The following is a 19,338-nucleotide window of genomic DNA, read 5'->3' as shown; positions in this document are numbered from 1 at the left end:
GACGGCCGCGCCGCCCGCCGCGCCCGAGCCGTCGCGTCCGCGCCGCGGCCGGTCCGCCCCGGCGGACCCGGCGCCCGAACGGTCCGGCCCGCCGTGGTCGGCGGACGACGCGCCCAAGGGGCCGATGCCGCCGCTTCCCCAGAACGGCCGCGGCGAGCTGAACGGCTCGCGCAACGGACGGCCGGTCGGCGGACGCGGCGGCGGCCGCCGCCCGGCGCGGCCCGGTCGGCACGGCACCCAAGGTTCGGACACCGGCCGCCCGCCGCCGCGTGACGCGTCCCCGGCCGGCGGCCGCATGTCGCGCAACGGGGCGTCCGCGCCGTCGGCGTCGTCCTCGCGGAGAAAGCCCGGCGACGGCGACCCGAGCCGCACCGCCGAGGACAAGTTCTCCCTGGACGACCTGGCCAAGGACGCCAGGCCGCGCAAGAACGAGTCCACCCTCATGCGCTACGACCTCGACAGGTGAGCGGGGGCCCCGAAGGCCGGATCGCGCGCAAGCTCGGGCGGCTGCTGTCGTCCGCGGGCGGCGCGGTCACGGTCCAGTTCGTCACCGCGGGCGGCAGCCTGGTCGTGCAGGCGCTGGCCGCCCGCGGCCTGGGCGCCGACGGCTACGGCGCGTACGCGCTGTTCGTCGCCGTCCTCGTCATGATCACCGCGGTGCAGACGGCGTGGGTGGGCGACACCCTGACCGTCTTCGACCGGTTCGACCCGCGGGTGCGCGGCGCGCTGCTGCTGTCGGTCGCGGGCACCGTGACCGCGGGCGCGCTCGTCGGCGCGGTGATCTCGCTGGTGATGGACCTGGCGGGCGCGGCGGGCACGGCGCTGTTCGCGCTGCTGGTCGCGCTGTGGCTGCTGAACGAGACCGGCCGGCGGATCTTCACCGCGCGGATGGAGTTCTGGCGCCTGGCGCTGAACGACTGCAGCTACCTGCTGGTCACGCTGGGCGTGCTGGGCGGCTGGCAGACGCTGGCGGGCGAGGCGACGCTGGAGCTGCTGCTCGGCGCGATGTGCGTGGGCTGCGCCGCCTCGATCCTGCTGGCCTGGCTGCGGCTGCCGCGCGAGGAGTACGCCCGGGCGCCGCTGCGCGGCACCGCGTTCGGCGAGATCGCCGCGTTCGCGTGGTGGCGGTCGATCCAGGCGGGCATCCGGCCGAGCGCGCTGCTGGCCGCCCGGCTGATGATCGCCGGGTTCGCGTCCACGGCCGCGCTGGCGTCGGTGGAGGCGGCCCGGCTGCTGCTGGCCCCGGCGCTGACGTTCGTCAACGGCGCGGGCTGGTTCCTGCTGGGCGACTTCGCCAAGGCCGAACGCGAGGGACGCCCCATGCGGGCCCGGCAGGCGGTACGGGCGTGCACGCTGATGGCGGGCATCGCGCTGGTGATGAGCCTGGCCGGGATCGCGCTGGCGGGCTGGCTGGGGCCGGTGGTGACCGGCGGCTCGTTCGACGTCGACGGCCGGGCCGCGGTCGGCTGGGGCGTGTACGCGGTGTGCTTCGCCTGCACGCTGCCGCTGGCGAGCCTGGCCACCGCCCGCAAGCGGTCCCGGACGGTGTTCGCCATCCGCAGCGTGGAGAGCACGGTCGGGCTGCTGGTCCTTGCGGTCCTGCTGGCCGTGGACGAGCGGGCGGCGTCGATCGCCCCGTTCTGCCTCGGCGCCGGGGGACTGGTGTCGGCCGCGCTGCTGTGGCGGATGCTGCGCCGGGGCGACCCGCCGGCCGGCGCCGCACCGGCCGGGCCGCCCGCGTCCGGCGAGCCCGCCGCGGACCTCAGCAGAACCTGATGGACACCGGATGAACGCCATGAAACCAATAGGCAGAACTGCGACAACGGTCGGGCGAAGGGCTGCTAGCGTACGGCTGTTCTCCCAGGACGGACGTACACGTAGGCCCGCATACAGGGGCAAGGGGGCTGCATGCGCGAGGTGATCGGCTTCACGCCGGGGGTCTTCGACCTCTTCCACGTCGGTCACCTGGACGTCCTGCGACGTTCGGCCCGGCTGTGCGACCGGCTCGTCGTCGGCGTGTGGTCCGACGAGCTGGCCGAACGGGTGCACGGCACGCGGCCGGTGGTGCCGCAGCTGGAGCGCATGGAGATCGTCGGCAACGTGCGCGGCGTCCACGACGTCGTGCCGCTGGAGCGGGCGGCGCTGCGGCCCGCCCTCGACGCGGTCGGCTTCGGCGTGGTGTTCGCCGGCGCGGACGCGTCCCCGGACGACGCCGGCGGCGCCGCCGCGGCGGCCGAACGCGAGCTGGCGGGCACGGGCGTGCGCGTGGTGTCGTTCCCCGACGTGGCCGAGACCCGCAGCCCGGTCCTGCGCGAACGCATCCGCATGTCCCGCGCCGGCGGTGCCGGCGCCGCACCGAGGACGTCGGTCGCGTGAGCGCGCCGACCGCTTCGGACGCCGCCGCGCCCGCCGGTTTCCGCGCGGCGCTGACCCGGCTGGGGTCCGCGCAGAAGAGCGCCAAGGGCGCCCCCGCCTACTCCCGGTTCGTCAACCGCAAGCTGGGCCGCGTGCTGGCCGCCGCCTCGTACGTGGCCGGCCTGACGCCCAACCAGGTCACCGCGATCAGCGCCTGCTTCACCTTCACCGGCATCGCGCTGATCGCGCTGGTCGATCCGGCGCCGTGGCTGGGCGCGGCGGTGTGCCTGGCGCTGGTGGTCGGCTACGCCTTCGACTCCGCCGACGGCCAGCTGGCCCGGCTGCGCGGCGGCGGCTCGGCGTCCGGCGAGTACCTGGACCACATGGTGGACGCGGCGAAGATCTCCGCGCTGCACTCGGCGGTGCTGGTGTCCTGGTACCGGTTCTACGACCTGGACCGCGACGCCTACCTGCTGGTCCCGCTCGGGTTCACCATCGTGGCCGCGGTGATGTTCTTCGGGATGATCCTCAAGGACCTGCTGGCGCGGGCCCGCCGCACCGGCCCGGCGCCCGCCCCGGCGGCGCCGTCGACGCTGCGGTCGCTGCTGGTGATCCCCACCGACTACGGGGTGCTGTGCGTGGCGTTCCTGCTGCTCGGCTTCACCGACGTGTTCCTGCCCGTCTACACCCTGCTGTTCGCCGGGAACGCGCTGTTCCTGCTGGCCGCCTCCGTCAAGTGGTTCCGCGAGGTCGGCGGCCTGGACGCCCCGGCGGCCGGCGCGCGGCCGGCCGAGACGGGGGTGCGCCGGTGAGCCGCCGCACGGGCGTGGTCGGGTACGTGCCGGGCGCCTACGACATGTTCCACATCGGGCACCTCAACATCCTCAAGCGGGCCCGGGCCGAGTGCGACCACCTCATCGCGGGCGTGGTCACCGACGAGGTGCTGGAGCAGGTCAAGGGGCGGGCGCCGATCGTCCCGCACGCCGAGCGGATGGAGATCGTCGGCTCGATGGGCTGCGTCGACGAGGTCGTCACCGACGTCTCCGCCGACAAGGTGGTGATGTGGGAGCGCCTGGGGTTCGACGTGCTGTTCAAGGGCGACGACTGGAAGGGCACCCCCAAGGGCGACCGCCTCGAAGCCGACCTCGGCGCGCGCGGGGTGCGGGTGGTCTACTTCCCGTACACGGTGCACACCTCCAGCACCGCGCTGCGGGCCCTCATCACCGGCTCCCGCTGAGCGGCGCCGGGCCGGGCGCCCGGCGCCGGGCGGCGGCTAGCTCCTGCCCGCAGGGGTCCGCGAGACCTCCGGCTCGTCCTGCCGGGGCGCCCGCGCGAGTCTGCCGGTGATCTCCAGGGCGGGCAGGCCGTGGCGGCGGCGCAGCAGCGCCCAGGCCGCGGTGCCCGCCACGGCCAGCCCGACGAGCGTCCAGGCGAGCACCTCGGTGCCCATGCCGAACATCTTCAGCGCGGACGCGACGAGCACGAACGCCAGCGCGCGGCGGATCAGGCCGCCCGGGGCGCGCGAGGAGATCCGCGACCCCAGGTAGACGCCGGGGACGGAGCCGACCAGCAGCGCCGCGGTGACCTCCATGTGGAAGTCGCCGAACAGCAGGTGGCCGAGGGCGGCGGCGAACACCAGCGGCACCGCCTGCAGCAGGTCGGTGCCGACGAGCTGGTTGGCCTTGAGCGTCGGGTACAGCGCCAGCAGCGCCACGATGATCAGCGAGCCGGAGCCGACCGAGGTGATGCCGACCACCAGTCCGCCGACCGCGCCGACCAGCAGGGTCGGCACCGGCCGGATCCTGATGGCGGGCGCGTCGGCGGCGGCGGGCGAGCCGGGGGCGGCGGTGCGGCGCTCGCCGGGCCCGCGCCGCGCGGCCCGGTCGGCCAGCGCCAGGTAGCCGCGCGCGATCAATCCGGCGGCCGCCAGCAGCAGCGCCGCGCCCATGGCCTTCTGGATGACGTCCTGCACGGCGGCGCCGTCGCCGAGGGCCCGGGCCACCAGCACGCCGCAGAACGCGCAGGGCACCGAGCCAGCGCACAGCCACGCCACCAGGCGCAGGTTGATGGTGCCCTGGCGGTAGTGGACGGCGCTGCCGACCGGCTTCATCACCGCCGCGGCGACCAGGTCGCTGGACACCGCCGCCAGCGGGCTCACGCCGAAGAACGTCACGAGCATCGGCGTCATGAGCGCGCCGCCGCCCATGCCGGTCAGCCCGACGACGATGGCGACCAGGAAGGAGCCGAACGCCATCGTCCAATCGAAGTCCATGAGCATGACCTACCGGGTATATCGGGAAAACCGAAAAACAAGACTAAACGCCCGGCAGGCATGATCGGCAGCCAGGGGTCCCGTACCGGACAGGACATGAAAAAGTGGCCGCTGCGTCGGGTGGGCTAGGCGGGGCGCACCCAGCCGCCCTTCTCCAGCAGGTCCAGCACGCGGGCGACGGCCTCGTCGGGCTCCAGCCCGGTGGTGTCGAGCCGCAGGTCGGCGCCGCCGTCGACGGCCGGGTCCGGCTCCTCGTACGGGTCGGAGACGCCGGTGAACTCGGGGATGAGCCCGGCCCGCGCCTTGGCGTACAGGCCCTTGCGGTCGCGCCGCTCGCACTCCTCCAGCGGCGTGGCCACGTGCACCAGCACGAAGTCGCCGACCGCCGACACCATGCGGCGCACCTCGGCGCGGGTGGCGGCGTACGGGGCGATCGGCGCGCAGATCGCCACCCCGCCGTGCCGGGTGATCTCGGCCGCCACGAACCCGATGCGGCGGATGTTGAGGTCCCGGTCGGCGCGGGAGAACGTCAGCCCGGCCGACAGCAGCCGCCGCACCACGTCGCCGTCCAGCAGGCTGACGGTGCGGCCGCCGCGTTCGACCAGCGCGTCGGCCAGCCCGCGCGCCACCGTCGACTTGCCCGACCCCGACAGCCCGGTGAAGAACACCGTCAGGCCGCGCTCGTGCTTGGGCGGCCGCGCCACGGCCAGCTCCGCGGCGACCGCGGGCGGGGTGAACCAGTCGGGGATCGGCTCGCCCCGGTCGAGCAGCTCGCCGAGCCGCTCGCGGGTCAGCTCCGCCTGGACGTGGTCGGGCTCGATGCGGGCGACGGGACGCCACACCTCCACGTCGGCGTCGTAGGCCCACGGCTCGGGCACCACCACCGGGATCGGGGCGCCGTCGGCGGTCTTCTCGGCGGTGTCGGCCTGCTGCTCGTCGGCCAGCAGGTGGGTGGCGCCGTAGGCGGCGGCGACGTGCGCGCGCAGCAGCAGGTCGCGTTCGCCGCCGGGGTCGTCGATGTCGCGCGGCGGCAGCGGCACCGGGACGACCTGCGCGCCGTCCGGCAGGTCGCGGCGCACCGCCAGCAGGGCCCGCACCAGCGCCTCGTCGTGTTCGCCGCCCAGCAGCGGCAGCACCAGCACCCGCGCGCCGAGCCGCTCGGCCACCTGCCGCACCTGGCCCAGCTGCTTGCGGTGCAGCGGCTCGCGGGTGGCGACGGCCAGCAGCGGGCCGTCCGGGCGCTCCAGCTCGTCGGGACGGCGGCGCAGGCGGTGGAACGGTCCGTGCGCGGGGGCGCGCAGCGGTTCCAGGCCGCCGGCCAGCCGCCAGCCGCCGCTGGTGGGGTCCCGCCAGGACTCGGCGACGCTCAGCACGGCCAGCGGCACGCCCTCGGGGTCCTGCAGGACGACCTTCTCGTGACCGGTCAGCTCCTCGGGCACCGCGAGGGTGACCGGCACGGGCCACGGCGTGCCGTCGGCCAGCCGGCCGCCGGCGATCACCATGGCGGTGTCGAACGAGCCGAGGAACCCCTTGAGCGGGGGGTAGGCCCCGGCCAGCAGCAGTTCCAGATCGGCCAGCTCGACCGTGCCCGGCGTGTGTGCGGGCAGGTCGCGCAGCGTGTCGGGAAGGCCCGTCTCGGCGGTCACCGCGGTCTCCGATCCTGCCCGGGCGGGGAACCGGGCCGACGCAGGTCAGTAGGGGGATTCCGCAGAAAATTTACCTACCGTCCACCGGTGTGCGCATCTCGGCCCGCCGCGGCGGGGCGGGGCGGCCGCCGGACGGGGCGCGCGCTCAGATGACCCGTGCGAAACGGTTCTCGGGCTTGCGGATGACCAGCGTCACCTCGCTGTGCTCGGCGGTCAGCCGCCCGCGCGACAACGACGCCACCAGCTGGCACAGCCCGCCGACGAGGCCGGAACCGGCCCCCAGCGCGTCCAGCGAGGCGCGCGAGGTGTACTCCTCGGCGATCACCAGCCCGCGCATGACGCAGTACCAGCGCATGCCCTGCCGGGAAGCGACCTTCTCGTACACGGCGGGCGGCGGCACGCCGATGCGGGCGGCGCGCTCGCCGCCGGGCCGCCGGCGGGCGCGGCGCCCTTCGCGCCCCTCCGCGGTGCCGTCCGCGCCGTCCCGGGAGGCGGCGGCCGCCGGGAAGACCGCCTCCCGGGGGCCCCCGGCCTGCGGCGCGGAGCGCATCGCGCCCGGCGACGCCTCCGGCCGCAGCAGCAGCTCGACCCGGCCGCGCCGGGCCAGGTGGCGCCACAGCGGGTCGCGCAGCCAGCGGGGCAGCCTGCGGTCCAGGAAGCCGAACGCGGTGTTGCGGTCGCGCAGCCGCACCAGCAGCAGCCCGCCGGGCTTGAGCGCGGCGACGAACCGGTCGAGCACCAGCTCGGCGTGCGGCACCCGCTCGATGAGGAACGAGGCGTGCACCACGTCGTAGGCGCGCGGCGGCATGGGCACGGTGCGCAGGTCGCCCAGGTGCCATTCGTCCAGGTCGGTGCGGTCGGCGGTGTGCGCCCGCAGCGCCGGGGCGTCCATGTCGACACCGGTGACCCGACGCTCGCAGTCGCCCAGGTCCAGGCCCCGCCCCCAGCCGCATCCGGCCTCCAGGATGTGGACGGGCCGCAGCGGCCGGTCATGGGCGTACTGCCGGACGCGTTCTGAGAACAGATCACCGTCGTTGAGCGGCGGCGTACGCAGATCGGTCACAATCTCGCAGCGTAATCGCACGACTGCGCACTGTCCGCTATTTGCGGCTTCTTGGCATGCCGCATGCGGCCAGGCGACCAACCCCGCGGGCGATCCGCGCGTCAAAACGCGGGGCGCGCCGCCGTCAGTGCTCATGGCCGTCGGCCAGGTCCAGGTCGCGCGGGGTGAGCAGCCACGCCAGCGCGGCGCCGAGGAGCAGCAGGGCGCCGCCCGCCACGCCGGCCCACTCCAGCGACGAGGTGAACGCCTCCCGCGCCCGTTCGGCCAGCCGCGCCCCGGCCTCGCCGAAGGACGCGAAGACCTCCAGCGCGCCGCCCAGCGACTCGCGCGCGGTGGCGGCGGCCGATCCGGTCAGCCCGGCGTCGGCGAGCCGCTCCGGGGGCAGGCCGGCCCGATAGACGGCGGCGGCCACGCTGCCCAGCACGGCCACGCCGAGCGCGCCGCCCAGCTCGTAGGTGGTCTCCTCCATGGCGGCGGCGCTGCCGGAGCGCTCCGGCGGGGCGCCCGCCATGATCACGGCGGATGCCACGGCCAGCGAGCCCAGTCCCGCGCCGACCAGCGTCAGCGCGGCGGCGACGGTGCCGTACCCGAGCGGCTCGGGGGCGGCGGGCAGCACCAGGAACCCCAGCCCGGTGACGGCCAGGCCGCCGGCCAGCACGGTGCGCGCGCCGATCCGGGCGGCCAGCGCGGGGGCCAGCGGCGACAGCACGGCCGTGGCGATCGCGCTGGGCAGCAGCCGCACCCCCGTCTCCAGCGGCGGGTAGCCCCGCACCAGCTGCATCCACTGCGCCAGCAGCAGCATCGCCGCGGACACCGCGATGCTCGCGCTCAGCGCGGCCACCAGCCCGGCGCAGAAGGCCGGCCGCCGCAGCAGCCGCACGTCCAGCATCGGGTCGGGGCGGCGCAGGCAGCGCACCGCGAACCAGCCGAGCGCGGCGGCGGCGAGCGCGGCGGCGGCGAGCGCGCCGGGGTCGGCCGGGCCGTCCCTGCCGAAGTGCTTGATCGCGTAGACGAGGGCGACCATGCCGACGATCGACAGCAGCGTGCCCGGAAGGTCCCAGCTCCCCGCGCCGGCGGCCCCGCCGGAGGCGGCCGGGCGCCGGTTGCGCGACTCGGGCAGCAGCCAGCGGCCCAGCACCAGCGCCGCCGCCATGATCGGGACGTTCACCAGGAACGCCGACCGCCAGCTGAAGTGCTCCAGCAGCACGCCGCCCAGGATCGGGCCGAGCGCCGAGCCCAGGCCCGCCATCGTGGCCCAGATGCCCAGGGCGGTGGCGCGCTCGCGCGGGTCGGTGAACAGGTGCCGGATCATCGACAGGGTGGCCGGCATGATCATCGCGCCGCCCACGCCCAGCACGGCCCGCACGGCGATGACCGCGCCGGGGGTCGCGGCGGCCGGCACCGCCAGCGAGGCCAGCCCGAAGGTGGCGAATCCCGCCAGCAGCACCCGCCGGCGGCCCCACCGGTCGCCGAGCGCGGCGGCGGTGACCAGCAGTCCGGCCACCACCAGCGAATAGACGTCGACGATCCACAGCAGGCTGACCGCGTCCGGCCGCAAATCGGCCGACAGCGCGGGCAGCGCCACGTTGAGGACCGTCATGTCCATCACGACGATCAGCAGGCTGGCCGACAGCACCGCCAAGCCCGCCCAGCGGCGCGGGTGCGGACGCGTGCGGGCCGGGTCGGCCGGCTTCGCGGTGTGGGTCATGCCCGCCCCCGCGCGTCCGCGGCGGCGCGCCGGTCGAGCGCGTGCAGCGCGAGATCCCGGCCGGTGCGGTGGCGGCGCACGGGGGCGAAGGTGACGCCGATCACCCCGGTGAGCTGGGCCGACGAGGCGGCCGGGCGGCCATTGCGATGGCGGATCCCCGCAGTGGGAATTTCCTCGGTGTCCATGTAGTGAATTACGCTCGTCTCTACTGTGACAATTTCGTTGCAGCCTATACAGATTTCTTGGACTGCGCGAATTTCGTCGCGACCTATGCGAATTCCGTGGCCTGGAGAAAATTCGTCGCGGCCTATCCGAGTGCGGCGCGGCCGGATGATCGCGCGGGGGCCCGTACGGGACGGTATGCGGGCGCGTAGGCTGGTACCGCACACCGGGGTCCGGCGGATTCCGGGGCTTCGGGCTGCCCCGCGACGGGGCGTCCGCCGGCGGCGCGGCCGGGCGGGCGCCGGGCACGGCGGGCGGAGGTCTTTCGAACGGCGGGGCGGGGGCCGCCCTCGCAAGGAGCACCGACGAGCGGGCGAACATGACGCTTTCTGGACTTGTTGACCTGGCCTGCGGCGACCCTCGGCTGGCCGCCGCGCTGAAGAACGCGCGCGCCGACCGGGACGTGGTCGCGCCCCCGGCCACGTGGCCGATCCTTGCCGCCGCCCTGGCGCGCCGCGGCGGCGGGGGCGTGGTGCTGGCCGTCACCGCCACCGGACGCGAGGCCGAGGACCTGGCGTCCGCGCTGACCAGCCTGCTCGACCCCGACCGGGTCGCGCACTTCCCGGCGTGGGAGACGCTGCCGCACGAGAAGCTGTCGCCGCGCTCGGACACCGTCGGCAGGCGCCTGGCCGTCCTGCGCCGCCTGACCCACCCGGATGCCGGCGACGGGGCCGGCGGGCCGCTGGACGTCGTCGTGACGCCGGTGCGGGCGGTGCTGCAGCCGATCGTGTCCGGCCTCGGCGACCTGGAGCCGGTGCGGCTGCGCGCCGGCGACGACGCCGAGCCGAACGACGTCGTCCGCCGCCTGGCCGACGCCGGATACCACCGCGTCGACCTGGTGGAAAAGCGCGGCGAGATGGCCGTGCGCGGCGGCATCCTCGACGTGTTCCCGCCCACCGAGGAGCACCCGCTGCGCGTGGAGTTCTGGGGCGACACCGTCGAGGAGATCCGCTACTTCAAGGCCGCCGACCAGCGGTCCCTCGAAGCGGCCCAGGACGGCCTGTGGGCGCCGCCGTGCCGCGAGCTGCCGCTGACCGAGCGGGTCCGGGAACGGGCCAAACGGCTGGCCGAGGAGCACCCGGCGCTGGAGGACATCCTCACCCGCATCGCCGACGGCGACACCGTGGAGGGCATGGAGGCGTTCTCGCCCGTCCTCGCCGACCGGATGGAGCTGCTCACCGACCTGCTCCCCGAGGGCTCGCGCCTGCTGGTGTGCGAGCCGGAGCGCATCCGCGGCCGCGCCGCCGAACTGGTGCGCACCAGCCAGGAGTTCCTGGAGGCGAGCTGGGTCACGGCCGCCGCCGGGGGAGAGGCCCCCATCGACCTGGGCGCCGCCGCGTTCCGCTCCCTGGAGGAGGTGCAGCGGCACACCACCGAGCTGGGGCTGGCCCGCTGGACGGTCACCGCCCTCAACCCCGAGGGCGACGCGCTCCACCTGGGGGTGCACGCCGCCGAGGCGTACCGGGGCGACACCGCCCGCGTCATGGGCGACCTCAAGCGCTGGACGGGCGACAGCTGGCGCGTCGTCGTCGTCACCCCCGGCCACGGCCCGGCCGAACGCCTCGTCCAGCTCATCGGCGAGGAGGGCCTGGGCGCCACCCTCACCGACCTGGCCGAACCCCCGGCCCCCGCGGTGGTCAGCGTCTCCACCGGCCTGCTGGAGCACGGCTTCACCTGGGACGAGATCAAGCTGGCGGTCGTCACCGAGGCCGACCTGTCGGGGCAGAAGTCGTCCACCAAGGACATGCGGCGCATGCCGTCGCGGCGGCGCGGCGGCATCGACCCGCTGCAGCTGCGCGCGGGCGACTACGTCGTCCACGAGCAGCACGGCGTCGGCCGCTACGTGGAGATGGTCAGCCGCACCGTGCAGGGCGCCACCCGCGAGTACCTGATCCTGGAGTACGCCAAGGGCGACAAGCTGTTCGTCCCCACCGACCAGCTCGACGAGCTGACCCGGTACGTGGGCGGCGAGTCGCCGTCGCTGCACCGGCTGGGCGGCGCCGACTGGCAGAAGGCCAAGTCGCGGGCGCGCAAGGCGGTCCGGCAGATCGCCGGCGAGCTGATCCGGCTGTACTCGGCGCGCATGGCCAGCCCCGGGCACGCCTTCGGGCCCGACACCCCCTGGCAGCGCGAGCTGGAGGACGCCTTCCCGTACGTGGAGACGCCCGACCAGCTCGCCGCCATCGAGGAGGTCAAGGCCGACATGGAGCGGCCCGTCCCGATGGACCGGCTGATCTGCGGCGACGTCGGCTACGGCAAGACCGAGATCGCGGTGCGCGCCGCGTTCAAGGCCGTGCAGGACGGCAAGCAGGTCGCGGTGCTGGTGCCGACCACCCTGCTCGTCCAGCAGCACCTGTCGACGTTCACCGAGCGGTTCGGCCCCTTCCCGGTCGTGGTCAAGGCGATCAGCCGGTTCCAGAGCAGCGGCGAGGTCGAGGAGACGCTGCGCGGTTTGGCCGACGGCACGGTGGACGTCGTCGTCGGCACCCACCGCCTGCTGTCGGGGCAGACCCGGTTCAAGGACCTCGGCCTGGTGATCATCGACGAGGAGCAGCGGTTCGGCGTCGAGCACAAGGAGGAGCTCAAGCGGCTGCGCACCCAGGTGGACGTGCTGGCCATGTCCGCCACCCCGATCCCGCGCACCCTGGAGATGGGCATCACCGGCATCCGCGAGATGTCCACCATCCTCACCCCGCCCGAGGAGCGGCACCCGGTGCTGACGTTCGTCGGCCCCTACGAGGACAAGCAGATCGCCGCCGCCATCCGCCGCGAGCTGATGCGCGACGGCCAGGTGTTCTTCGTCCACAACCGGGTGCGGTCGATCAACCGGGTCGCCGCGAACCTGGCGCAGCTGGTGCCCGAGGCGCGCATCGCGGTCGCGCACGGCCAGATGAACGAGCACGAGCTCGAACGCGTCATGGTCGACTTCTGGGAGAAGAACTTCGACGTCCTGGTGGCCACCACGATCGTGGAGTCCGGCCTGGACGTGCCCAACGCCAACACCCTGATCGTCGACCGCGCCGACATGTACGGCCTGTCGCAGCTGCACCAGCTGCGCGGCCGCGTCGGCCGGGGCCGCGAACGCGCCTACGCCTACTTCCTCTACCCGCCCGAGGCGCCGCTGACCGAGACCGCGCACGAGCGCCTGGCCACCCTCGCCCAGCACACCGAGGCCGGGGCGGGCATGTACGTGGCGATGAAGGACCTGGAGATCCGCGGCGCCGGCAACATCCTGGGCGCCGAGCAGTCCGGGCACGTCGCGGGCGTCGGGTTCGACCTGTACGTGCGGATGGTCGGCGAGGCGGTGCGCGAGCTGAAGGAGGGCGGCGCCGCCGAGGAGGTCACCGAGACCAAGGTCGAGCTGCCGGTGAACGCGCACCTGCCGCACGAGTACGTCCCGGGCGAGCGGCTGCGGCTGGACGCCTACCGGCGCATCGCCGCGATCACCTCCGACGAGGAGGTCGCCCAGGTGCACGAGGAGCTGCGCGACCGGTTCGGGCCGCCGCCCGAGCCGGTGCTCAACCTGCTGGCGGTGGCGCGGTTCCGGGCGCGGGCGCGCCGGGCCGGGCTGACCGAGGTCGCGCTGCAGGGCAACCACGTCAAGTTCGCGCCGGTCGAACTGCCCGACTCCATGCAGGTGCGGCTGCAGCGGCTCTACCCCAAGAGCGTGCTCAAGCCCGCCCTGCGCACGCTGCTGGTGCCCACGCCCAAGACCAAACCCCTGGGCGGCCGCCCGCTGCGCGACCAGGAGCTGCTGAAATGGGCCACGGACCTGGTCGAGGCCCTGTTGCCGGAGCGCGCCCGGTCCTAGGCTGACCAAGATCGGACACCGCAGAGGAACGCGTAGAGGAACGAGGTCTCCGTGCTCGGTACAACCGTGAGGGCGGCGAGGCTGGTCGGGTCGGCGGCGCTGGCGGCGGTGGCCGCCGGCGTGCTGGCGGGCTGCGGCGGTACGCCGCCCAAGGCGGGTGCGGCCGCGCTGGTGGGTGACGAGCGCATCACCACGGCCACCCTCGACGGCGCCGTGCGCGACTGGCAGGCGCAGTTCCGCGCCGACCCGGTCGCCAACCAGATGCGCGCCTACCCCGGCGACACCGACCAGCAGCTGGCCGCCGAGGCGCTGTCGGAGTCGGACATGCGCGGCGCGCTGAACATGCTGGTCAAGATCCGGGTCGCCGACGAGGTCGCGCGCCGCAACGGCCTGTCGATCAGCGAGGGCACCGTCGACCGCACCGTCGCCGCGCTGGACCGCCAGGGCGGCGCCCGCTCGGTCACGCTCGCCTACGGCCTGCCCGCCCGCTACACCCGCGATCTCGCCCGCTACCTGACCGTCCAGGACCAGCTCGCCCTGCGGCTCGGCGCCGACCCGGCCGACCCGCGCGGCGCGCGCACCACCACCGCGATGCAGGGCGTCGTCGACCGGTTCGTCCGCACCGCCGCCGACATGGACATCAAGATCAACCCCCGGTTCGGCTCGTTCGACCCGCGGCAGGTCGCCATCCAGCCGGTGCGGCAGCGCCTGTCGGCCACCGAGTCGGGGACGGCGTGACATGGGCCTGATCCTGCTGGCCACCACGCACCGCGTCGCCCCCGGCCTGCTGACGTGGAAGGCGTGGGAGGCGCTGCGTTCGGCCGACCGCGTGCTCGCCCCCGCCGGGCATCCGCTGCTGCCCTACCTGCGGGAGGCGGGCGTGCGGCCCGAGGAGGCGCCCGCACCCGACCCGGCCGTCCTGGTCGCCGCCGCCCGCGCCGCCGCGGTGGTGTGGGTGGCCGCACCCGAGGGCGACGAGGGCCTCATGCGCGAGATCGGGCGGCTCGTCGTCGACGACCCGCTCGAGGTGGAGGTGCTGCACGGCTCCTACGACCTGCCCGGCGCGCGGCTGCTCGACCTGGTCGCGGTGATGGACCGGCTGCGCCGCGAATGCCCCTGGGACGCCAAGCAGACCCACGCCTCGCTCGTCCCCTACCTGCTGGAGGAGGCCTACGAGGTCGCCGACACCGTCGAGGACGGCGACCTGGGCGCGCTGCGCGAGGAGCTCGGCGACGTGCTGATGCAGGTGGTGTTCCACTCGGTGGTGGCCGCCGAGCGCACCGACGACACCCGCTTCACCATCGACGACGTGGCGGGCGCGATCGTCGACAAGCTGGTGCGCCGCCACCCGCACGTGTTCGGCGACGTCACCGTGTCCGGCGCCGAGGAGGTCAACGCCAACTGGGAGCAGATCAAGGCCGCCGAGCGGGCCGCCAAGAGCGGCGGCGAGGCGTCGGTGCTGGACGGCGTGGCCATGGGCCAGCCCGCGCTGACCCTGGCCGCGCAGCTGCAGCGCCGCGCCGACCGCGCGGGCGCCCCGCCCGAGCTGTTCGACCCGCCCGCCGGGGAGGAGACCGCCCTGGGCGCGCGCCTGTTCCAGGTGGTGCGCGAGAGCCGCGAGCAGGGCCGTGATGCCGAGGCGGAGTTGCGCGCCGTGTGCCGGGTATTCCGTGACCGTGTCAGGACATGGGAGCGGACGCGGCCGACCGGATGACCGCGGGCGGCCCCCGCCCGCACCGTCGGACCCCGCACCGTCGCAGGACGGCCGCCGGGGGGTGGTGGGCCGCGATAGCCCCGTTTACTCTTGGCCCGTGCTGGGAGGGTCACGCGGGGGCTCCGCCGCGAGCGTGCGCGCCGCGCGCATGCGCGCCGTCCGGCACCTGGGCGGCCTCGGCGCCCTGGCGGGCGTCCTGGTCGCGCTGATGCTGCTGCCCGCCGCGTGCGGCGCGGGGATCGGCGCCCGCGACGCCGCCCGCTGGTTCCAGGAGGAACCGGACGACCTGGACGTGTCGGACGTGCCGCAGCGGTCCCGCATCCTGGCCGCCGACGGCTCGCTGATCGCCACGTTCTTCTACCAGAACCGGGTGGACGTGCGGCTGGACCAGATCGCCCCGATCGCCCGCCGCGCCGTGCTGGCCATCGAGGACAGCCGGTTCTACGAGCACGGCGCCCTGGACTCCCAGGGCACGCTGCGGGCGCTGGCCAGCAACCTGACGTCCGGGCAGGTCACCCAGGGCGGCTCGGGCATCACCCAGCAGTACGTCAAGAACCTGCTGATCGCCCAGGCCGACACCGTCGAGGAGCAGCGCGCCGCCCAGGAGATCAGCGCCGCCCGCAAGATCCGCGAACTGCGGTACGCGGTGGCGCTGGAGAAGCGGTTCTCCAAGGACGAGATCCTGCGCCGCTACCTCAACATCGCCTACTTCGGCGACGGCGCCTACGGCATCGAGGCGGCGTCCCGGCACTACTTCGGCAAACCCGCGGCCGAACTGCAGCTGGCCGAGGCGGCGCTGCTGGCCGGGGTGATCCGCTACCCGCACGCCTACGACCCGATCCACCACCCCAAGGCCGCCCGCAAGCGGCGCAACGTCGTGCTGCGCCGCATGGCCGAGCTGAACTGGATCGACCGGGCCGCCGCCGAGGCCGCCGCGCGCAAACCCCTCGGCCTGCGCGTCAAGCGCACCCGCAGCGGCTGCGTGGTCAGCAAGGCCCCGTTCTTCTGCGACTACGTGCAGCGCGAGATCCTCACCAACCCGGTGTTCGGCAAGACGGCCAAGGCCCGCGAACGGCTGCTCAAACGCGGCGGCCTGACCATCCGCACCACCCTGGACCCGCAGACGCAGCGGGCCGCCCAGCGCGCCGTCGACCGGCACGTCCCCCCGAAGAACTCGGCCGGCAAGGCCGCCGCCGAGGCGCTCGTCGAACCCGGCACCGGCGAGATCAAGGGCATGGCCGTCGACCGCGAGCTCGGCTCGAACCGCGAGCGCGGCAAGACCTGGATCAACTTCGCCGCCGACGCCAGCCACGGCTCCAGCATCGGCATGCAGGCCGGATCGACGTTCAAGGTGTTCACGCTGGCCGCCGCGCTGGACGAGGACATGCCGTTCGGCACCCGCCTGATGGCGCCGCGCGCCTACGTCCCGACCGGGTACCGCGACTGCAAGGGCCGCCGCGTCGGCGACACCAAGCCGCTGCGCAACGCCGCCGACGGCGAGGGCGGCCGCGAGTTCAGCCTGGTCACCGGCACCCACCACTCGGTCAACACGTTCTTTCTGGCGCTGCAGCGCAAGGTCGGGCTGTGCGACACGGTGAAGATGGCCGAGAAGCTCGGCATGCGGCAGGCCAATGGCAAGCCGCTGGAGCAGTACCCCTCGTTCACCCTCGGCTTCAACCCGGTGTCGCCGGTGCGGCTGGCCGCCGCCTACGCCGCGTTCGGCGCCCGCGGCCGCTACTGCAAGCCGATCGCCATCAAGCAGATCACCGACGCGCAGGGCCGGGAGCTGCGGGTGCCGGGCGCCGACTGCAAGCAGGTGCTGGACAAGGGCGTCGCCGACGCGGTCAACCACGTGCTGCGCGGCGTGCTGACCAAGGGCACCGCACGCGGGCAGGGCATCGGCCGCCCCGCCGCGGGCAAGACCGGCACCGTCGACGACTTCTCCGCCGCCTGGTTCGCCGGCTACACGCCCGACCTGGCCGCGGCGGTGTGGGTGGGCGACCCGCGCGGCGGCTACAAGCACCCGATGCGGAACCTGTGCATGGACGGCCGCTGCTACGGCGCGGTGTACGGGGCGACGATCCCCGCGCCGATCTGGCACGACACCATGGCCGGCGCGCTGGCCGGGCGCCCCGCCACCCCGTTCGTGCGGCCCCCGGCCCGCTTCTTCCGCCGCGGCAGCGGCGAGATCGACCGGGCCCCCGACGTGCGCGGCATGCCGCTGGGCGCCGCGCTCTCCCGGCTCCGCGAGGCCGGCTTCCGGGCGCGCGTGGGGGCGCCCGTGCGGTCCGACCGCTACCCGGCGGGGACGGTGGCGAGCATGTCCACCGCCGCCGACGGCACCGTCATCCTGCACGTCAGCCGCGGCGGGGAGCGCCCGCGCCCCGACCCGACGCCGACCCCCGACGACCCCGCGCCGCCTCCCGAGGCCGGGCCGCCGCCCCCCGAGGCGGGCCCGCCGCTCCCCGGCCCCGGACGGGGCGTTGAGAACCCACCCGGAACAACCCCCTGACCTGGGCGGTTGTACCGCGCGGCGGTAGTGCCGAGGCGGGACGCGGGGTGAGGAAGCGGACGTGAGCGAGATCTCGATCGCCGCACGGGCGGTGCCGCCGGGGCTGCGCGCGTTCCTGCGCACGGAGGTGGGCGGGACCAGCGTGCTGCTGGCCGCGACGGTCGCCGGGCTGCTGTGGGCCAACTCCCCGTTCGGCGACAGCTACGAGACGTTCTGGCACACCGAGCTGGCGGTGCGGATCGGCGACCACACCGTCGCCCTCGATCTGCGGCACCTGGTCAACGACGGGCTGATGGCGCTGTTCTTCTTCGTCATCGGGCTGGAGATCAGCCGCGAGGTCCGCATCGGCCAGCTGCGCGACCGCCGCCTGATCGCCGTGCCCGCGGTGGCCGCGCTCGGCGGGATGGCGGTCCCCGCGCTGGTCTACACGGCGGTCAACGCCGGCGGCCCCGGTGCGGGCGGCTGGGGCATCCCGCTGGCCAGCGACACCGCGTTCGTGCTCGGCCTGCTGGCGGTGATCGGCACCCGCTGCCCCGAGCCGCTGCGCGCCTTCCTGCTCACCCTGGCCGTGGTCGACGACGTCGGCGCGATCCTGGTCGTCGCGGTCTTCTACACCGAGTCGCTGTCGGTCACCGCGCTGGCGGCCGCCGTGCTGCTCACCGGGCTGATCGTCGCGGCCCGCTGGCTGCGGTTCTGGCGCGCCCCCGCCTACCTGCTGCTCGGCCTGGGGGTGTGGGCCGCCATGCTGGAGAGCGGCGTGCACCCCACCCTCGCGGGCATCCTGCTCGGCGCCCTGGTCGTGGTGTACGCGCCCAGCGGGCACAAGGTGCTGCGCGCGAACGAGATGCTGCGGGAGCTGGCGCGCGCCCCGAGCCCCGAACTGGCCGTCGAGGCGGGCCGCACCGTCCAGCGCACCGTCTCGGTGAACGAGCGGCTGCAGCTGCTGCTGCATCCGTGGACCAGCTACGTCATCGTGCCGATCTTCGCGCTGGCCAACGCGGGCGTCCGCCTGGACGGCGGCACCCTGCGCGCCGCCGCCACCTCGCCGGTCACCCTCGGCGTGGCGGCCGGCCTGGTGGCCGGCAAGTTCGCCGGGATCGCCCTCGGCACCTGGCTGCCGCTGCGGTGGAACTGGGGGGTCCTGCCCGGCAGCCTGGTGTGGGGGCAGGTGCTCGGCGGCGCGGCGGTGTCCGGCATCGGTTTCACGGTCTCGCTGTTCATCACCGACCTGGCGTTCGCCGACGACCCGGCGCTGCAGAGCCAGGCCAAGATCGGCATCCTGACCGGGTCGCTGCTGGCGGCCGGGCTCGGCTGGCTGGTCTTCCGCATGGCCTGGGACCGCGGCGCCGTCTGCGCGCCGCCGTCCCGGGAGGACGAGATCCCCGTGGAGGCCGAGCCGCTGCCGCCGGTCACCGACGCCGACCACGTCCGCGGCCCGATGGACGCGCCGGTCACCCTGGTCGAGTACGGCGACTACGAGTGCCCGTACTGCGGTCGCGCCCACCCCGTCCTGGAGGAGCTGCGGGAACGCTTCGGCGACCGGCTGCGGGTCGTGTTCCGCCATTTCCCGCTGTCGGAGCTGCACCCGCGGGCGATGGCCGCCGCCCTGGCCGCCGAGTCCGCCGCCGACCACGGCAGGTTCTGGGACATGCACGACACCCTGTTCCGCAACCAGCTCGCCCTGTCCGACTCCGACCTGGCCTCCTATGCCGAGTCCATGGGCGTCTCCCTGTGGAGCGATGTCGAACGGCACCGGGAGCGCGTCATGTCCGACATGGAGGGCGGGGAACGCAGCGGCGTGGGCGGCACCCCCACGTTCTTCATCAACGGCGAACCCTACGAGGGCGCCCATGACGTGCCCTCGATGTCCGCCGCCATCGAAGCCGCGCTGAGAGAGCAGACCGGCGACCGCGGTTGATTCCGGGCGCCCGCCTCGGGGTGGTCCTGGTGCGGCTGTGGCCGAGCGTGCGGGTGGGGTTTGAGTAACGCCGGCGCAAGGGGGTTGTGTCCGATCCCCTCTTGAACACCATTGGCA

The 19,338-nt window shown here is 74.7% G+C and carries 14 protein-coding genes and 1 pseudogene; 10 read left to right on the top strand and 5 right to left on the bottom strand.

Annotated elements, in window-relative coordinates:
• From ABD879_RS06375 to ABD879_RS06355, 5 genes and pseudogenes are all read left to right on the top strand, one after another.
• Nucleotides 1–466: pseudogene (locus ABD879_RS06375) on the top strand (hypothetical protein); the annotation flags it as partial.
• On the top strand, nt 463–1,776 hold the full coding sequence (locus tag ABD879_RS06370; protein WP_345018373.1) for a lipopolysaccharide biosynthesis protein: 1,314 nt from the start codon (nt 463–465) through the stop codon (nt 1,774–1,776). The pseudogene ABD879_RS06375 and the gene ABD879_RS06370, both read left to right, overlap by 4 nt.
• A gap of 132 nt (nt 1,777–1,908) precedes the next feature.
• Complete coding sequence (locus ABD879_RS06365) at nt 1,909–2,376, top strand: adenylyltransferase/cytidyltransferase family protein (RefSeq protein ID WP_345018371.1); 468 nt, start codon at nt 1,909–1,911, stop codon at nt 2,374–2,376.
• Nucleotides 2,373–3,167: a CDP-alcohol phosphatidyltransferase family protein gene (locus ABD879_RS06360; protein WP_345018370.1), complete on the top strand. Its 795-nt coding sequence runs from the start codon at nt 2,373–2,375 to the stop codon at nt 3,165–3,167. Before ABD879_RS06365 ends, ABD879_RS06360 begins: the two co-directional genes overlap by 4 nt.
• On the top strand, nt 3,164–3,592 hold the full coding sequence (locus tag ABD879_RS06355; protein WP_285492070.1) for an FAD synthase family protein: 429 nt from the start codon (nt 3,164–3,166) through the stop codon (nt 3,590–3,592). Before ABD879_RS06360 ends, ABD879_RS06355 begins: the two co-directional genes overlap by 4 nt.
• 36 nt (nt 3,593–3,628) lie before the next feature.
• Here ABD879_RS06355 and ABD879_RS06350 read toward each other — a convergent pair whose 3' ends face one another.
• From ABD879_RS06350 to ABD879_RS06330, 5 genes are all read right to left on the bottom strand, one after another.
• Nucleotides 3,629–4,627, bottom strand: coding sequence for a sulfite exporter TauE/SafE family protein (locus tag ABD879_RS06350; RefSeq protein WP_378271849.1), 999 nt, complete (start codon nt 4,625–4,627; stop codon nt 3,629–3,631).
• Between the two features lie 125 nt (nt 4,628–4,752).
• Nucleotides 4,753–6,273 (bottom strand): adenylyl-sulfate kinase, encoded by a 1,521-nt coding sequence (gene cysC / locus ABD879_RS06345; protein ID WP_345018367.1) that lies wholly within the window; start codon nt 6,271–6,273, stop codon nt 4,753–4,755.
• 145 nt (nt 6,274–6,418) lie between these two features.
• Nucleotides 6,419–7,336: a class I SAM-dependent methyltransferase gene (locus tag ABD879_RS06340; RefSeq protein ID WP_345018364.1), complete on the bottom strand. Its 918-nt coding sequence runs from the start codon at nt 7,334–7,336 to the stop codon at nt 6,419–6,421.
• Nucleotides 7,337–7,460: 124 nt separating this feature from the next.
• Nucleotides 7,461–9,044: an MFS transporter gene (locus tag ABD879_RS06335; protein ID WP_345018360.1), complete on the bottom strand. Its 1,584-nt coding sequence runs from the start codon at nt 9,042–9,044 to the stop codon at nt 7,461–7,463.
• On the bottom strand, nt 9,041–9,229 hold the full coding sequence (locus ABD879_RS06330) for a hypothetical protein (RefSeq protein ID WP_345018358.1): 189 nt from the start codon (nt 9,227–9,229) through the stop codon (nt 9,041–9,043). The genes ABD879_RS06335 and ABD879_RS06330 overlap by 4 nt, the downstream gene beginning before the upstream one ends.
• A gap of 356 nt (nt 9,230–9,585) precedes the next feature.
• Here ABD879_RS06330 and mfd point away from each other — a divergent pair, with 356 nt between their 5' ends.
• From mfd to nhaA, 5 genes are all read left to right on the top strand, one after another.
• On the top strand, nt 9,586–13,077 hold the full coding sequence (gene mfd / locus ABD879_RS06325; RefSeq protein ID WP_345018355.1) for a transcription-repair coupling factor: 3,492 nt from the start codon (nt 9,586–9,588) through the stop codon (nt 13,075–13,077).
• A gap of 66 nt (nt 13,078–13,143) precedes the next feature.
• Nucleotides 13,144–13,815, top strand: coding sequence for a SurA N-terminal domain-containing protein (locus ABD879_RS06320; RefSeq protein ID WP_345018352.1), 672 nt, complete (start codon nt 13,144–13,146; stop codon nt 13,813–13,815).
• A 1-nt stretch (nt 13,816) separates the two neighbouring features.
• Nucleotides 13,817–14,791 (top strand): nucleoside triphosphate pyrophosphohydrolase, encoded by a 975-nt coding sequence (locus ABD879_RS06315; protein ID WP_345018349.1) that lies wholly within the window; start codon nt 13,817–13,819, stop codon nt 14,789–14,791.
• A gap of 97 nt (nt 14,792–14,888) precedes the next feature.
• Nucleotides 14,889–17,303: a penicillin-binding protein gene (locus ABD879_RS06310; RefSeq protein ID WP_345018346.1), complete on the top strand. Its 2,415-nt coding sequence runs from the start codon at nt 14,889–14,891 to the stop codon at nt 17,301–17,303.
• 61 nt (nt 17,304–17,364) lie between these two features.
• On the top strand, nt 17,365–19,221 hold the full coding sequence (gene nhaA, locus ABD879_RS06305) for a Na+/H+ antiporter NhaA (RefSeq protein ID WP_345018343.1): 1,857 nt from the start codon (nt 17,365–17,367) through the stop codon (nt 19,219–19,221).
• Nucleotides 19,222–19,338 lie beyond the last annotated feature (117 nt).

The organism is Actinomadura keratinilytica (assembly GCF_039539665.1).
GTDB classification, from domain to species: domain Bacteria; phylum Actinomycetota; class Actinomycetes; order Streptosporangiales; family Streptosporangiaceae; genus Spirillospora; species Spirillospora keratinilytica.
This window is presented reverse-complemented; position numbering and strand designations above follow the sequence as displayed.

Coding starts and splice junctions, on each gene's coding strand:
- ABD879_RS06315 (WP_345018349.1), top strand. CDS start 13,817: ATGGGCCTGATCCTGCTGGCCACCACGCACCGCGTCGCCCCCGGCCTG.
- mfd (WP_345018355.1), top strand. CDS start 9,586: ATGACGCTTTCTGGACTTGTTGACCTGGCCTGCGGCGACCCTCGGCTG.
- ABD879_RS06330 (WP_345018358.1), bottom strand. CDS start 9,229: ATGGACACCGAGGAAATTCCCACTGCGGGGATCCGCCATCGCAATGGC.
- ABD879_RS06365 (WP_345018371.1), top strand. CDS start 1,909: ATGCGCGAGGTGATCGGCTTCACGCCGGGGGTCTTCGACCTCTTCCAC.
- ABD879_RS06335 (WP_345018360.1), bottom strand. CDS start 9,044: ATGACCCACACCGCGAAGCCGGCCGACCCGGCCCGCACGCGTCCGCAC.
- ABD879_RS06350 (WP_378271849.1), bottom strand. CDS start 4,627: ATGGACTTCGATTGGACGATGGCGTTCGGCTCCTTCCTGGTCGCCATC.